Consider the following 14,504-nt stretch of genomic DNA (forward strand, 5'->3'; position numbering starts at 1 on the left):
GCTAATTAACCAAACCTTCCTCCGCTCACATGAATAACCTCTCCTGAGATAAAACTCGCCTCATCCGACACCAGAAATAGGATTGTGTTGGCAACATCTATCGGCTCTCCAAGCCTCTTAATGGGCATATTTGCCAGTTGTCTTTCCTTTATCATCTCAAACTTTGGGTGCCCCTTCATCAGCTCGGTAGCAATTATACCAGGAGCAATGGCATTCACATTTATGTTGTACCGACCGAATTCCCATGCCATGGATTTAGTAAGACCTATTATCCCTGCCTTTGCGGATGAATAGTTTGCCTGCCCGGGGTTCCCGTGCCATGCCCTGGAAGAAATATTTACTACCTTGCCGTATTTTTGCTCTACCATATATTTAGTAGCAAATTTGGCGCATAGAAATGCCCCCTTAAGGTCTGTATCAAGGACATCATCCCAATCCTTTTCTGTCATGTCCTTTATAAGCATATCCCTGTTGAATCCTGCATTGTTGACCAGAATGTCCAGCTTCCCAAACGCTTCTACCGCCTTCGCCATTAATGCCTCTACCTCATCTATTCTGGTCACGTCTGTTCTTACGGCTATAGCACTCCCTCCCTTAGCCTTTATGTCATTTGCTACCTTTATGGCATTCTCCTCATTTATGTCAGTAATTACAACCTTGGCACCCTCTTCAGAAAGCCTGCGTACTGTTGCCTCACCTATGCCCCTTCCTGAACCAGTAACAACTGCCACTCTGTCCTTAACTCTCATTGTACTTACCCTCCTTCTATTTTTTCCTCTTTATCATTAGTGGGGTTTCACCTTCCTGCACAAGTTCTCCCCTCTGGTTATACAGCTCTCTCTTTAATACAAAGACTCCTCTCTCGGGGTTCTTCGTCTCTTTCTTGTCTATTATCCTGACCTTTACAGTAACAGTGTCACCTATCTTGATAGGTCCTTTGAACTTCCATTCTAATCCGAGAAAGGCAATAAGATTTCTTGCTGTTTGCTGGCACAGTTCTGTACGTGTAAACAGCCCCGAAGCTATAGACAGCCCCAGAAGCCCGTGGGCTATTCTGGTTCCATACATATTACCCTTACAAAACTCTTCACTGGTGTGAAGCTCATTGTAATCCCCGGAAAGTCCTGCAAAGTTAACAACATCCGCCTCTGTAACGGTTCGGGAGGGAGATGTGTACTCTTCCCCAATCTCCAGGTCTTCCCAGTATTTTAGTGCAGATTTTTTCGCCATATTAAACTCCTTTCTTTATTTTTTGTAAGCGTTTAGCTATCAGCCCTCAGCTTTCAGTAAAAAAACAAATCCTTTTGCCCTTCGCCTTGTTTACTATAACATATCCTGCTGATAGCCATTTGCTGACCCCCGTCCTCTGACCTCTGTCTCCTGCCCTCTGCTATCATCTAATGGCAGACATACCCAGGACATCTCTCCCTATTATCAATGTCTGAATCTCCGTGGTACCCTCGGGAATCATCGCCCCTCTGGCATCCCTGAAATACCGTTCAATAGGAAACTCCTTGGAGTAACCGTACCCTCCATGAACCTGCAGGGCATTGGATGCTGTTTTGAAGGCCGCTTCACAGGCGAAAAGCTTTGCAACAGAACAAAATCTGTCACACCTGCCGCCTGTTTCCAGACATTTGGCTGCCTGATAGCCCAAAAGACGGGATGCCATGGTATCGGCTACCATTTCCACTATGAGTTTCTGAACCAGCTGGAAGCTACCGATGGGTTTTCCAAACTGTTTCCTCTCTTTCGCATACTTTACTGAGGCATTAATACAGGCTTGCGCAATTCCTACGGAACCCATAGCAACATTATGCCTCCCTTCATTCAATGTTGTAAGGGCAATCTTAAGACCTTTCCCTTCTGGGCCAAACATATTTTCTTTGGGAACTTTGGCATCTTCAAATACAAGCTCAGATGCAACCATGGCATGCCCGAACATCTTCTCTATATCCTTAGCTGAATAAGGGGTCTCTTTCTTATCTACGATAAAAGCAGATATTCCGCCAGGGCCTTTGCTCCTGTCTGTAGAAGCAAATATAATCCCTACATCAGCGGTACTTCCATTGGTAACCCACATCTTAGTCCCGTTCACAATAAAATGACCATCCTGCAGGTCAGCCCTCGTCTCTATACCTGATGCATCAGATCCCACATTGGGCTCGGTTATGGCTATGAATCCTGTCTTGTCGGCAGAAAGCAGAGAAGGAAGATATTTCTTTTTTTGTTCCTCTGTGCCGTTTACATAAATGGTATAGGGAATCAGATTTAATGGTCCATTTGCCATTATTCTAAGGGCTCCCCATGTTCTGCCGGCCTCCTCCATAAGTATTCCAAGAGAGAGATAGTCTAGCCCTAAGCCACCATATTCCGGCGGTACAAGGGCGCCAACATATCCCATAGGGATGAGCTTCTTAATAAGGTCTCTGGGCATCTCCTTCTTTTTCTCACACTCCTCCACAATAGGGGCAACCTCGTTATCCATAAATTTTCTAACAGTGTCTTGAAGAATCTTCTGCTCCTCGGTTAACTCAAAATCCATTAATAACCTCCTTTAAATAGGCTGTTGCCCAAACGAAAATTCGGAATTTGGGCAACATACCGTAATTTTTTAGTCCCCAAAGACCTTTCGAAATATCACTTTTGCACCAAAGACATTCTCAAACAAAGAAACCGCTTTGTCAAGGTCTTTAACGGCTATCCCTACATGGTTTATCTTTTTTATCATCATCTCTGCTTCTTTCCGGTAAGTGAACTATCTATGTTCACGGTCTCTATCATCTCTCTGGCATGCTCTTTAACCGCCTCAGTAATCTCCGCTCCGGCAAGCATTCGTGCAATCTCGCCTATCCTTTCCTCCTTATCCAATCTCATAACCGATGTAGCAGCACGACCATCTTTGACCCCCTTGTTTATGTTGTAATGGGTATCTGCAAAGCGAGCAATCTGAGGCAGATGGGTAATACAGATAACCTGATGGAACCTTGAGAGAGATTTGAGTTTTTGACCTACTATATCAGCTACCTTTCCGCCAATACCAGCATCTACCTCGTCAAAGATCAATGTCTCCACCCCACCCCTTTGTGCCAATATGCTCTTTAAGGCAAGGATAACCCTTGACAACTCCCCTCCTGATGCAATTCTGGAAAGGGCTTTTGGAGGTTCACCCGGATTGGGTGATAACAGAAATTCAACATTATCTATCCCCTTACCGGTAACCCTGATGTCGCCTATATCTATATTTTCATACAGACTACCCCTGGTGTTAAAACGGTGGTTATTAATGCCCGCCTCAAATACAGTTTTCTCCATCCCCACCGACCACAGTTCTTTCTCAATGCTGTCTTTCAGTTTTTCTGCTGCGGTTCTCCTCTTATCTGAGAGGTCCTCTGCCATCTTCAGTATTTCCATCTCAGTATCATGGAGATCATTCTTAAGTCGGGCTATAGTGTCTTCACTATTTGAAATATCTCCCAGTTCTCTCTGTATTCTCTCCTTATGTTGAATAATTTCACCTATTGTGGAACCATACTTCTTCTTCAGTTTATTGATCTCCAGAAGCCTCTGTTCCACTTCCTCCAATTTGGCAGGATCGAATTCTATCTTCTGTGCATAGTCCCTAAGATATAAGGCTATATCTTCCAGTTCAATGATAGAGGATTCCATGGCATCATGCAGTTTTACTAATGAACTGTCGATCCTGGAGATGTCTTTGATATTGTTTTTTGCCCCCTTTAGATTCTCCAATACAGATTCTTTTGCTCCATAAATAGTATTATAGGCATGGTTAGAATACTCCAGGAGTTTCTCTGAATTTATAAGGATATCCTTCTCTCTCTTCAGGTCATCATCTTCTCCAGCCCTGAGATTTGCCCTTTCTATTTCATTCCATTGAAAATCCAGAAGGGATTCCCTTTCTGCCCTCTTATCGGCAGCATGACTAAGTTCAGCCAACTCACTGGACAGTTTAAGTAGTCGCTTGAAAAGGGTGCCTACCCTCTCTCTGAGAGAATGGAGGCTGCCAAAGTCGTCAAGGATGTCAATATGCCTTTCAGGATTGAGCAGCAACTGGCTTTCATGCTGCCCTGAGATAGCAATCAGGTCCTCTCCTATTCCGGCAAGCATACCCAGGGTAGCCAGCCCTCCATTTATAAAAACCTTGTTCTTGCCAGAGTGAGAAATCACTCGTTTGACAACCAGGTTTTCCTCTTTTTCAATTCCTAACCCATCTATTTTATTTAAAATTACGTTGTTATCAGAAATATCAAAAAGTGCCTCTACTATTGCCTCCTCTTCATCGCTTCTTATTATGTCCGTAGATGTCCTTCTGCCCTGAAGCAGGTTAATGGCATTGATTATTATGGATTTTCCGGCTCCTGTCTCGCCAGAAAGCACATTTAAGCCAGCAGAAAAAGAGAGGGTTAATTCATCAATGATGGCAAAATTCTTAATAGTAAGCTCACTCAGCATTACTTTTAGCTTATCTTTCTCCCCATTTTAACTTCGCTCTTAAAACCTCGAAATAGTTTTTATGGAGAGGCTCTATAAGGTAAACATGACTTTTTGCCTTTTTTATCTCCAGCATACTGCCGGCATCGAAGGCAAAACCTACCTGACCATCCAGGGTTAAGAACACATCCTCATTCATGGAGATAAGAGTTACTTCAACAGTTACATTATCTGGTAAAATAAGGGGCCTGTTAGTAAGGGTATGGGGGCAGATAGGGGTGATTATTACAGAGTGCAAAGGGGGATAAACAATAGGTCCTCCTGCAGAAAGTGAATATGCCGTTGAACCTGTGGGCGTACATATTATTAATCCATCGGCTTTAAAAGTTGTCAGATACTTGCCATTTATACTGATTTCTAAATCAATAATTCTGGCAAGAGCCCCTTTGTTAATAACTGCATCATTCAGTACTCTGTATTCATCGACCTTTTTCCCTTCACGGTGAAGACTGACTTTTAGCGCTGTTCGATTGCTGAGTTTGTAGTCACCCCTGATAACACTTTCTAAAACAGGGTATAACTCATCCATGGTTATGGCGGTGAGGAACCCAAGCCCACCCAGGTTTACCCCCAGAATCGGCACCTTCCTGTTGCCTATAACCCTGGCAACACTGAGCAGGGTTCCATCCCCGCCCAGTACGATAATCATATCCACCAATGAAGGGATCCTGGTTATATCATAGCCAGATGGGTGCTTAATTAAGGAAGCCAGTGCACTGTCTAAAAAGACCTCAATAGAACGCTCAACTAACCATCCAACAAGCCTTTTTGTAACCTCTATTGCCTCCGGCTTATTCGGCTTTGCAATAATCCCGATCTTCTTCATAAAATTATACTCTCATGCTCTTACGTATTTATCATACCTCAAGTATCTTTTTTTAACACAAAAAGGAGGAAGTTGTCCATTTAAAAAATTTAACAAACGGTTATATGGGGTTATGGGTTTTTTCTGGGGCAATATTCATGAATGCAGTTATCCGGCTAATTTGGAGCCTACCCAATAACCTCAAGAAAACGTTTTTTGTCATTCTGAACGAAGTGAAGAATCTAATAAAATTGTCAGATAGACTCTTTGCTATGAATTACAATAACACACCGGCAAAATTTTAGCTTCAACTTGCAAATTATAGTGTTTATGTGGTAAAGTACAAAAAGAACGTAATATACTAACTTATTATGCAGTTCTAAGTAATCTGAGCATGATCTGCTGGAGGACTTGATGTCGATTTATTTGGTTATAGTGATCGCTTTAGCTTTCATTTCTGTCCTGATCACCGTGTTACCTCAGTTTTCCGCATGTCGGAGGCAAAAGGCGGAGTTTGTGAGCTATTTCTTAACTCTGTCCGCCACGCTTGTGGGTGTTTTTTTTGCAATCTATTTCGCCGACTTACAAAAAAACGCGTATGAACGGAAACGGGTAGAACAAGTCGTTCTGTCCGGCGAACGAGAAGCTAGAGATGTTAGAAAAAAGGCAACGTTGTTGCTCGCCACGTTAGAATATCTCGGTTCGAGTCAAGCCTATGCCGATAGAAAGATGAAAGTTGAAGACTTTATTGCTTTGCCCCAATTTATTTTTGCGACAATGAACGATCAGGGATTTATGAAGCAGATCTCAGACCAAGGTTTTTCCTATCTGAAGAGCGAACTACACACACTTAAGAGGCTCTACGACAAAATTCAGCAGAACAATCTCCGCGGAGGCAAAACTTTTAAGAAAACGATTAAGAACATCGAGACCTTCTGCGTTAGGTTGGCATGCATAGAGGAGCTATTAAAGTTATGAGCGGATGGTCCTTTCAGGTGAGATTAAACGAGATGAGATCACGCACTATCAAAAACTATTTTTAGCCGAAATGCTAGGAATTAACCCTAATCCACCTGTGCCAGATCGCTACAGTAAAGGATACATTAGTTACTTCCACGTGTGGAAAAACGAGCTAGCGTTAATGAGGGAGTCATTGCGTGCAAAGAAACTGAGTCAATAAAACGATAGGGGGCCAAGTCTCCGTTTGACTCTTTTGCGTTTTGGTTTTAAAAAATAGGGGCATTGTCCCTTATAATGTTGCCTAACCCTTATAAGGTCTCCCCTTGTCAAGAGAAAAAAGGACCTTGCTCGGAAAACTAATTCTCTGACAAAGGGGTTTTTATGCAGACTCGTTATACCTTTGGATGCTGCATCTACCATCTCTAGCATAATTATATTTGTTAAATTAAGGATGACATGGCAGTGCTAAAAATCTCCCAGAATGCTTCCATCCCTGATGATGAGATTGAACTTTCGGCAATACGGGCACAGGGGACCGGAGGACAGAATGTTAATAAAGTATCTTCGGCAATTCATCTGCGCTTTGATATCAATGCGTCCTCTCTATCCGATTTCTATAAGCAACGTCTGTTAAACCTTCGAGACCAGCGTATCAGCAAAGACGGTGTAATTGTTATCAAGGCCCAGAAATTTCGTACTCAGGAAAAAAATCGGGAAGATGCCCTTGAGCGTTTGCAGAAATTAATCAAAGGTGTGGCAGTTACACAGAAAGTCAGAAAGCCGACCAGAGCAACTATAGGCTCCCAGGAAAGGCGGCTTGACAGTAAGTCTCGAAGAAGTAAGACAAAGGCACTGCGAGACAGGGTTTCGGAGTAAGGGAAATACATGGGGACGTTGTCCAAAATCATCACTTAACAGAGCACCTGCCAAAAAAAGAAATCATACTGAATATGAATAGATTATGGAATAGAGCATTACTGCTAGCAGCAATATCTGTCTGTTATAACATTTTAGAAGGGTTGGTATCCGTTTATTTCGGGTATACTGATGAGACATTGTCTTTGTTTGGATTTGGTCTGGATTCGTTTGTCGAGTTAATTTCTGGAGTTGGTGTATGGCATATGATTATTCGGGTTAGAAATAACAATAATCAAAAGGATTCATTTGAGAAAACAGCGTTAAGAATCACCGGAGTTTCATTTTACACTTTAACTTTCGGATTATTTGTGACAGCCATTTACAATATCTACAGTAATAGTAAGCCAATAACAACTGTTTGGGGTATTATAATTTCATTATTATCTGTTCTAACAATGATTTTTTTGACGAGGGCAAAATTGAGCATAGGCAAAAAGCTAAATTCAAATGCAATTATTGCTGATGCCAACTGTACAAAAACATGTGTCTATCTTTCAATAGTTCTATTACTGTCCAGTGTATTATATGAAATATTCAGAATCGGATATATAGATTCGATTGGTGCATTGGGAATAGCCTATTATGCTTTTAAAGAAGGAAGAGAATCATTGGAAAAATCAAAGGGAAAAGTCTGCACTTGTTGTGAATAGATTAAACCAACAGCAAGAAACCCAATAATTAACAAAGGGGGGTCACTATGATAATAGGCATTCCGCGTGAAATCAAACAGGACGAATACAGAGTGGCGATGCTGCCGGTAGGAGTTCAATTGCTGGTTCAGAACGGTCATACGGTACTGTTTCAGAAGGAAGCCGGACTGGGCAGCGGTTATGATGATACTGCTTATTCTGCGGCCGGAGCCAGACTGATAGACACTGCTGACGACATCTTTTCCCGGGCGGAGATGATAGTGAAGGTAAAGGAACCGCAGCCGGAAGAAATTGAAAAGCTCAGGAAAGGACAAATTGTATTCTGCTTTTTCCATTTTGCCAGTTCCCGCAAACTCACTGAAGGATGTCTGAAGCAAGGAATTGCCGCTGTGGCGTATGAGACGCTGGCGGACGACCAGGGGTATCTGGCACTGCTTACGCCCATGAGTGAAGTTGCGGGCAAGATGTCAATCCAGGAGGGCGCCAAATGCCTGGAGAAACCCATGATGGGCAGGGGAATACTGCTGGGCGGTGTAACTGGTGTAGAACCGGCAAAGGTGCTGATCATAGGAGGTGGTGTGGTCGGCTCGAATGCAGCACGTGTCGCTGCCGGACTGGGTGCAAACGTAGTAATCATGGATATTAATCTCATCCGGCTTCGCCATCTGGATGATGTCATGCCTCAAAATGTCACAACAATTTACTGTGACCCTCACGCTGTTGAGCACCACGCAAGCGAAGCCGACCTCGTTATCGGAGCTGTGCTCATTCCCGGAGGGAAAACACCCTGTATTATCAACCGAAAGATTGTGAAAAGAATGAAGAAGGGCTCTGTTCTGGTTGACGTATCTATTGACCAGGGCGGATGCTGCGAGACAAGTCATCCCACTACGCATTCCTCACCCATTTTCGTTCTTGACGGTGTAGTTCATTACTGTGTAACAAACATGCCCAGCGCAGTCGGCCGTACCAGTAGTCAGGCTCTCTGCAATGCTACTATCCCATACTGCATGGAACTTGCAGATCTCGGTCTTGATTCATTCATCGCAAAGAGCAAAGGACGGGCTGCCGCACTTAACATGCGTAATGGAAAGATTCTGTGTACTGCGGTTGCCAATGCATTCCCTGATATGTCCTGTCTATAGATACGACTTGCACCAAACCAGTATACACAGGCTCGTCACAACCTCACCAAGTGTGATAGACAACGTCACTCATGTGGTAAAGCACAGAAAACTATGTAATAACTTGTTGCCCACCAAAAAATTTACTTGAAAAATTCTATTGGTATGACATAATGTAATACCGGGGGTGAGAAAATATGAGCACAGCAAAGATAGCCATTACCATCAAGGAAGAGCTGTTAGACAAACTCGATCGTATGGTAAATTCAAAAATATTTCCGAATCGTAGCAAGGCAATCCAAGAGGCTGTAGAGGAGAAATTGTCACGGATAAACCGTTCTCGTCTAGCAAGAGAGTGCGCGAAATTGGACCCTGGGTTTGAAAAAGCACTTGCAGAAGAGGGATTCTCGCAGGAAATTGAAGAATGGCCAAAATACTGAGAGGTGAGATTTATTGGGCCAATCTTGACCCCGTCAAGGGGCGCGAACAAGCGGGCGAGCGCCCTGTATTGATTCTTAGTCAGGATGTTTTCAATGAACGTTCCGGCGTGGTTATCGCTGTTGCCCTGACAAGTCAGCCGCAGAAGGCTGGCTTTCCCCTTACGCTTGCGCTTTCCCACTCTGCCTTGCCTAAGCGCTCCTGGGTGAAAATAAGTCAAATTAGAACCTTATCCCAGGAACGTCTGGGAAAAAGAATCACTAAAATTACACCAGAAGAAATTGATATCGTTATTGAGGGTCTTAATGAAATAATTGGTGGATAACAACGCAATACCTTCAGGCAAAAAGAGTCAAGAGGGACACGGGATAAAAAACCATTGACATATCGTTCAAGGAAGAGAATCTCCCCCTCCTCTTCTTTCTTAACATAGTCCGTTCTGGATTGAGATATTAAACAGAACCAGAAACAACTGAACATAATTATTGACATTTTCTGATTCCATGGTATTAAATATCATATATGTCCCAACATCCCCTTGAACACATCTTTCATCCATGTTCTATCGCTGTAATAGGAGCTTCTGAAGATCCCCGCTCTTTGGGGTACCATTTCGTACGACATCTCCTGGATTACAGTTATCGTGGCAAGATATATCCGGTAAACCCCAAACTGGAGAAAGTTTTTAACCTTGAAACCTATCCTGATCTCAAATATGTCCCTGGTTCAGTCGACTACGTAATATGCTGTATCTCTGCTTCGAAGGTAGTAGACCTTCTTTTGGAATGCCCCAATCATGGCGTTAAGGTTGTTCACCTTTTTACCGGACGGTTGAGTGAAACAGGTCGTCCGGAGGCACTTAAAATTGAGCAGCAGATCCTAAAACAGGCAAAAGAGTTCAACATTCGTCTCTTAGGTCCTAATTGCGTTGGAATATACTATCCAAAAGAGGGAATCTCTTTTGGGTATGACTTTCCTAAAGAGCCTGGTCCCGTAGGTGCATTTTTTCAAAGTGGGGGCTCCGCTACTGAGTTTGTTCGTTACGCTTCTCTCAGGGGGATACGATTCAGCAAAGTCATTAGTTATGGAAACGCCCTGGACCTGAACGAGACTGATTTCCTGGGGTATTTTTCAGAAGATCAGGAAACTAAAATAATCGTGAGCTATATTGAAGGGATAAAAGACGGCAGGAGATTCCTCGATACTTTGTGCCATGCAAGCCGACTAAAACCTGTTATTATTCTTAAGGGAGGACGGAGCAATGCCGGGAACAGGGCAGCTGCTTCTCATACGGCAGCTCTGGCTGGTTCCTTAAATCTTTGGGAAACAGCTATAAAGCAGGCAGGTTCCATACAGGCGGAATCCCTTGATGAAATGATTGATCTGGCAATCTCCTTTTCGTTCCTTCCCCCGATTTCCGGAAGAAGGGTCGGGATAGCAGGAGGAGGGGGCGGAAAAAGTGTGCTTTCTGCTGATGAATGGGAGGAAGAAGGATTCAATGTTGTGCCTTTGCCTGATGGAATCAGGAATAAACTAAAAGACAGGGCGCCGGATATATGGGATTGGATAGGAAATCCCGCCGATCGATCGATGATGGAGGGCAGTCAAATCTCTACCGGAAATATATTAAAAATGATGCTAAAAGAAATTGATTTCGATTTTCTCATCGCCAATGTGACCGACGATGCCCCTTTTGAAAAAGAGAGATGGACTGCTACCCTCAGAGAGGAGATCAGCGATTTTATCGAGATAGGCAAAAAGGGGGGGAAACCGCTGGTAGCAGTTTTGCGTACCGGTGATTTAGCCATAAATCATTTTGAGGACTGGCGCTGGAAGTTCGTTGCTGAACAACGGGGACGTCTTATTGACGCCCGGCTCCCGGTTTTTTCTTCCTTTGGCCGGGCTGCCAAAGCAATGAGACACCTTGTGGAATACTACCAAAAATCCGTCTTCTGATTTCCTATGATTCTATGCCATTTTTGCAAAAGTCAATTAAAAATAATTGACTCTATAGGGAGAGAGGATTTTTGCCATAATTGCAGAAGTGACCTTCATTGCTGCTTAAATTGCAGGTTCTACGATGAGTATGCCCATAACAAATGCATAGAACCTCAGAGTGAATATGTCTCTGACCGGGAAAAGGCGAATTTTTGTGAGTATTTCCTTTTTAAGGACTTAAATGGTGAGCATATAAAGGATAAGGAGGTTGAGGAAGCCAGGAGAAGACTGGAAGAGATGTTTAAATAGAAAGGGGAAGAAGGATAGTTTAAACACAAAATTAATAGCAAAAGGAGGTAAATGTAATGGTAGATGTTGAGAAGGTTACTGGTAATGATGTGCGGGATATTATGATGAAGAAGCCGGAAATACTGGAGAGGCTCATTGGTATAACCATAGATAGGGATACACTAAAAAATGAACACTGGATAGATGTCCATCCCGGTCGCCAAAAACTGGACTTTTGCTTCCAGGATACTGAAGGAAAACACTATGTGGTTAAAGTAGCCTTTAAAGAAAGGCCCCTTTCGGCTGTGAGGCACCCAAATATATGGCAGAAGAGGTGGGCTGAGATTAACAAGTTAGGCATGGAACAGGTTGTTCCAATTTTAATAATAGATGAGGAGACGGTAAATGCTGACCCGAGGAGCAAAAGAGATTTTGCTGGCTATGCTCATATAAGGATCATACAGTATAAGATAGCTGATATAGTAAAAGAGATTTAAGCACAAAAACCAACAGAAGGTATGCTAAAAATGGAAGAGTTTCAAAGGATTAAGAGGCTGCCCCCCTATGTCTTTAAGATAGTTGATGACCTGAAGCTGGAAGCCAGAAGAAGGGGGGAAGATATCATCGATTTGGGGATGGGAAACCCTGATCTGGCAACCCCAAAGCCCATTATTGATAAGCTGACAGAGGCCGTCTCCAATCCGAGGAATCATCGTTACTCAGCTTCCAGAGGTATCTACAAATTGAGACTGGCTATTACTGACTGGTACAAAAGGAATTACAATATTGATATTGACCCTGAAAGCGAAGCTATAGTCACTATAGGGGCAAAAGAGGGGCTTTCTCATATGGTGCTGGCTACAATCGGACCCGGGGATGTCGTTTTTGTGCCGAATCCGACCTATCCTATTCATTCCTATTCGGTAGTCATAGCCGGCGGTGACTTACGAAGTATACCAGTCAACGAAAACAGGGATTTTTTCGAAGATCTGCTAATTGCCACTAAACAAACATGGCCACAGCCAACAATGCTGATAATCTCCTTTCCCCACAACCCTACAACAGCCGTAGTGGACATAGAGTTTTTTAAAAAGATAGTAGACTTCGCCAGAGAACACCGCATTATGGTAATCCACGATCTGGCTTATGCTGATCTTGTATTTGATGGTTATAAGGCCCCCAGTTTCCTGGAAATACCCGGAGCTAAGGACGTCGGCGTAGAATTCTTCAGTCTTTCTAAGAGTTACAATATGCCTGGCTGGCGAGTGGGTTTTGCAGTAGGTAACAGGAAAATGATAGGGGCTTTAGCCAGAATTAAAAGCTATCTTGACTACGGGGTCTTTCAACCCATCCAGATTGCATCTATAATAGCCCTGAATAATTGCCAGGATTATGTAAAAGAAATAACCGAGACGTATAGAAGCCGCAGGGATGTCTTAATAGACGGCCTGTGCAGGATAGGATGGAACATAGAAAAACCAAAAGGGACAATGTTTGTGTGGGCCAGGATTCCCGACGAGTTTAAGAAGATGAATTCGCTGGAATTTTCAAAGCTCTTACTGAAAGAGGCCAGGGTAGCCGTCTCTCCAGGCGTGGGGTTCGGGGAATACGGAGATGACCATATTAGATTTGCATTGGTGGAAAACGAACACAGGACAAGGCAGGCTGTCAGGGGTATAAGGAATGCTCTGTCTCTCTAAGATTCTCCCTGTCTTGTTTTAGATTCAGATCATCTATTCGGCTCGACAATCACCTTGATAGACTCTTTAGCATCGGCGACAAGTTGAAAGCCCAAACCTGTCTCTTCCAGACTTAACCGGTGGGTAATCAGCTCACGGACGGAGAGACGACGAGCACGGATCATCTCTATTGCTATTTCGATGTCCGAAGGGCTGCCCCCGTATGAATGCATCAGGGTTATCCCTTTGCGCCAAAAATCATTAACCGGTAGAGGAAGATCAGCACCCGATTCTGTAGGAGCGAAGAACAAAATAGTCCCCCCTCTGTCTACACACTGTAATGCCTGGGTAAAGGCAGGAAATGCCCCGGTACAAACAATTACAATATCGGCTAATCTCCCTTCATTGACCTGCTGGAGACAGACAGGTACATCTTTCCTGGCATCTATTGTGATGTCTGCACCGAATTGTTGTGCTGCCTTTAAACGATACTCATTAACATCCGTAGCAATCACCCGTGAAGCCCCGATTGCGCGTGCCAGCGCCACATGAAGCAGCCCGGAAATACCACTGCCGATAACGAGCACACTATGCCCCGGTTGTATGTGCGCCAATCTCTGCCCACGCAGAATGCATGCCAGTGGTTCGATAAACGTCCCTTCCTCAAAGGAAACCTCATCCGGGAGCAAAAACACACCACGGTCTACATTGATTGCCGGGACACGTACATACTCGGCAAGACCTCCGGGATCAAAATTCGTGTTATGTAAGGTCTCACATACAGTATGGTAACCTCTCAGGCAATAGCGGCATGTATTACAAGGGACATGATGGGAGACAAAAACCCTGTCACCGGTTTTGTACCTCTTCACATCCTTTCCAACCGCAACGATCTCTCCAGCGATTTCGTGGCCAAGAACCAGGGGGGCCTTTTTAATCCGATACCATTCCATTACGTCACTGCCACAGATACCGCTGGCAAAAACTTTAACTAATAGCTCATCAGCGCCGATCTGCGGGATTGGAATCTCTTCCAGCCGAATGTCCCTATTGTTGTAGTACATTGCGACACGCATAGTGCCTTACCAATTTTGACGGTTTCGTAAAAAGTCCATCTGCGGCGTTGCGCTGCATCCTTCGTCGTTACAGCGTAACTATAAGTACGCTTCACTCCTTATGATTTGCGCGCCTT

Annotated in this window: 16 protein-coding genes; 9 read left to right on the forward strand and 7 right to left on the reverse strand. The window is 43.8% G+C overall.

Translation table 11 applies throughout. The annotated features are described in order from the left end of the window. Positions 1 to 5: 5 nt before the first annotated feature. From AB1401_09280 to AB1401_09305, 6 genes are all read right to left on the reverse strand, one after another. Positions 6 to 749: a glucose 1-dehydrogenase gene (locus AB1401_09280; protein ID MEW6615642.1), complete on the reverse strand. Its 744-nt coding sequence runs from the start codon at positions 747 to 749 to the stop codon at positions 6 to 8. A gap of 16 nt (positions 750 to 765) precedes the next feature. After that, positions 766 to 1,230: a MaoC/PaaZ C-terminal domain-containing protein gene (locus tag AB1401_09285; protein MEW6615643.1), complete on the reverse strand. Its 465-nt coding sequence runs from the start codon at positions 1,228 to 1,230 to the stop codon at positions 766 to 768. A gap of 163 nt (positions 1,231 to 1,393) precedes the next feature. Continuing rightward, the gene (locus AB1401_09290) at positions 1,394 to 2,545 is read right to left on the reverse strand and encodes an acyl-CoA dehydrogenase family protein (protein ID MEW6615644.1); all 1,152 of its coding nucleotides are present in this window, start codon (positions 2,543 to 2,545) and stop codon (positions 1,394 to 1,396) included. A gap of 69 nt (positions 2,546 to 2,614) precedes the next feature. Beyond that, entirely contained in the window at positions 2,615 to 2,734 is a 120-nt protein-coding gene (locus AB1401_09295) for a VOC family protein (GenBank protein MEW6615645.1), read from the reverse strand. After that, the gene (recN, locus tag AB1401_09300) at positions 2,731 to 4,473 is read right to left on the reverse strand and encodes a DNA repair protein RecN (GenBank protein ID MEW6615646.1); all 1,743 of its coding nucleotides are present in this window, start codon (positions 4,471 to 4,473) and stop codon (positions 2,731 to 2,733) included. The genes AB1401_09295 and recN overlap by 4 nt, the downstream gene beginning before the upstream one ends. A 10-nt stretch (positions 4,474 to 4,483) precedes the next feature. Further along, positions 4,484 to 5,338, reverse strand: coding sequence for an NAD(+)/NADH kinase (locus AB1401_09305; protein ID MEW6615647.1), 855 nt, complete (start codon positions 5,336 to 5,338; stop codon positions 4,484 to 4,486). 393 nt (positions 5,339 to 5,731) lie between these two features. On the opposite strand from AB1401_09305, the gene AB1401_09310 reads away from it, so the two are divergent. The 9 genes from AB1401_09310 to AB1401_09350 all read left to right on the forward strand — a co-directional run bounded on the left by AB1401_09310 (position 5,732) and on the right by AB1401_09350 (position 13,333). Continuing rightward, positions 5,732 to 6,295 carry a hypothetical protein gene (locus AB1401_09310; protein MEW6615648.1) on the forward strand — a complete coding sequence of 188 codons (564 nt, stop codon included), beginning with the start codon at positions 5,732 to 5,734 and terminating at the stop codon, positions 6,293 to 6,295. Between the two features lie 444 nt (positions 6,296 to 6,739). Further along, positions 6,740 to 7,153 (forward strand): alternative ribosome rescue aminoacyl-tRNA hydrolase ArfB, encoded by a 414-nt coding sequence (arfB, locus tag AB1401_09315; protein MEW6615649.1) that lies wholly within the window; start codon positions 6,740 to 6,742, stop codon positions 7,151 to 7,153. A 74-nt stretch (positions 7,154 to 7,227) separates the two neighbouring features. Then, positions 7,228 to 7,845 (forward strand): cation transporter, encoded by a 618-nt coding sequence (locus AB1401_09320; GenBank protein MEW6615650.1) that lies wholly within the window; start codon positions 7,228 to 7,230, stop codon positions 7,843 to 7,845. Positions 7,846 to 7,892: 47 nt separating this feature from the next. After that, the gene (ald, locus tag AB1401_09325) at positions 7,893 to 8,990 is read left to right on the forward strand and encodes an alanine dehydrogenase (GenBank protein MEW6615651.1); all 1,098 of its coding nucleotides are present in this window, start codon (positions 7,893 to 7,895) and stop codon (positions 8,988 to 8,990) included. A gap of 176 nt (positions 8,991 to 9,166) precedes the next feature. Beyond that, positions 9,167 to 9,409 carry a ribbon-helix-helix domain-containing protein gene (locus AB1401_09330; GenBank protein ID MEW6615652.1) on the forward strand — a complete coding sequence of 81 codons (243 nt, stop codon included), beginning with the start codon at positions 9,167 to 9,169 and terminating at the stop codon, positions 9,407 to 9,409. Then, entirely contained in the window at positions 9,394 to 9,732 is a 339-nt protein-coding gene (locus tag AB1401_09335; protein ID MEW6615653.1) for a type II toxin-antitoxin system PemK/MazF family toxin, read from the forward strand. Before AB1401_09330 ends, AB1401_09335 begins: the two co-directional genes overlap by 16 nt. 197 nt (positions 9,733 to 9,929) lie before the next feature. Further along, positions 9,930 to 11,363: a CoA-binding protein gene (locus AB1401_09340; GenBank protein ID MEW6615654.1), complete on the forward strand. Its 1,434-nt coding sequence runs from the start codon at positions 9,930 to 9,932 to the stop codon at positions 11,361 to 11,363. Between the two features lie 347 nt (positions 11,364 to 11,710). Then, positions 11,711 to 12,130: a hypothetical protein gene (locus tag AB1401_09345; protein MEW6615655.1), complete on the forward strand. Its 420-nt coding sequence runs from the start codon at positions 11,711 to 11,713 to the stop codon at positions 12,128 to 12,130. 30 nt (positions 12,131 to 12,160) lie between these two features. Continuing rightward, positions 12,161 to 13,333, forward strand: a complete 1,173-nt coding sequence (locus AB1401_09350; GenBank protein ID MEW6615656.1) for an aminotransferase class I/II-fold pyridoxal phosphate-dependent enzyme — start codon at positions 12,161 to 12,163, stop codon at positions 13,331 to 13,333. A 29-nt stretch (positions 13,334 to 13,362) separates the two neighbouring features. Here AB1401_09350 and AB1401_09355 read toward each other — a convergent pair whose 3' ends face one another. Further along, the gene (locus AB1401_09355) at positions 13,363 to 14,388 is read right to left on the reverse strand and encodes a zinc-dependent dehydrogenase (protein ID MEW6615657.1); all 1,026 of its coding nucleotides are present in this window, start codon (positions 14,386 to 14,388) and stop codon (positions 13,363 to 13,365) included. Between the last annotated feature and the right edge of the window lie 116 nt (positions 14,389 to 14,504).

The sequence above is a fragment of the Thermodesulfobacteriota bacterium genome (assembly GCA_040757775.1).
In the GTDB taxonomy this organism is placed as follows: Bacteria; Desulfobacterota; UBA8473; order UBA8473; family UBA8473; genus UBA8473.

Bases quoted from the DNA above. Each gene is read 5' to 3' on its own strand.
- AB1401_09280 (MEW6615642.1), bottom strand. From the start codon at position 749: ATGAGAGTTAAGGACAGAGTGGCAGTTGTTACTGGTTCAGGAAGGGGC.
- AB1401_09285 (MEW6615643.1), bottom strand. From the start codon at position 1,230: ATGGCGAAAAAATCTGCACTAAAATACTGGGAAGACCTGGAGATTGGG.
- AB1401_09290 (MEW6615644.1), bottom strand. From the start codon at position 2,545: ATGGATTTTGAGTTAACCGAGGAGCAGAAGATTCTTCAAGACACTGTT.
- AB1401_09295 (MEW6615645.1), bottom strand. From the start codon at position 2,734: ATGATGATAAAAAAGATAAACCATGTAGGGATAGCCGTTAAAGACCTT.
- recN (MEW6615646.1), bottom strand. From the start codon at position 4,473: ATGCTGAGTGAGCTTACTATTAAGAATTTTGCCATCATTGATGAATTA.
- AB1401_09305 (MEW6615647.1), bottom strand. From the start codon at position 5,338: ATGAAGAAGATCGGGATTATTGCAAAGCCGAATAAGCCGGAGGCAATA.
- AB1401_09310 (MEW6615648.1), top strand. From the start codon at position 5,732: ATGTCGATTTATTTGGTTATAGTGATCGCTTTAGCTTTCATTTCTGTC.
- AB1401_09320 (MEW6615650.1), top strand. From the start codon at position 7,228: ATGAATAGATTATGGAATAGAGCATTACTGCTAGCAGCAATATCTGTC.
- ald (MEW6615651.1), top strand. From the start codon at position 7,893: ATGATAATAGGCATTCCGCGTGAAATCAAACAGGACGAATACAGAGTG.
- AB1401_09330 (MEW6615652.1), top strand. From the start codon at position 9,167: ATGAGCACAGCAAAGATAGCCATTACCATCAAGGAAGAGCTGTTAGAC.
- AB1401_09335 (MEW6615653.1), top strand. From the start codon at position 9,394: ATGGCCAAAATACTGAGAGGTGAGATTTATTGGGCCAATCTTGACCCC.
- AB1401_09340 (MEW6615654.1), top strand. From the start codon at position 9,930: ATGTCCCAACATCCCCTTGAACACATCTTTCATCCATGTTCTATCGCT.
- AB1401_09345 (MEW6615655.1), top strand. From the start codon at position 11,711: ATGGTAGATGTTGAGAAGGTTACTGGTAATGATGTGCGGGATATTATG.
- AB1401_09350 (MEW6615656.1), top strand. From the start codon at position 12,161: ATGGAAGAGTTTCAAAGGATTAAGAGGCTGCCCCCCTATGTCTTTAAG.
- AB1401_09355 (MEW6615657.1), bottom strand. From the start codon at position 14,388: ATGCGTGTCGCAATGTACTACAACAATAGGGACATTCGGCTGGAAGAG.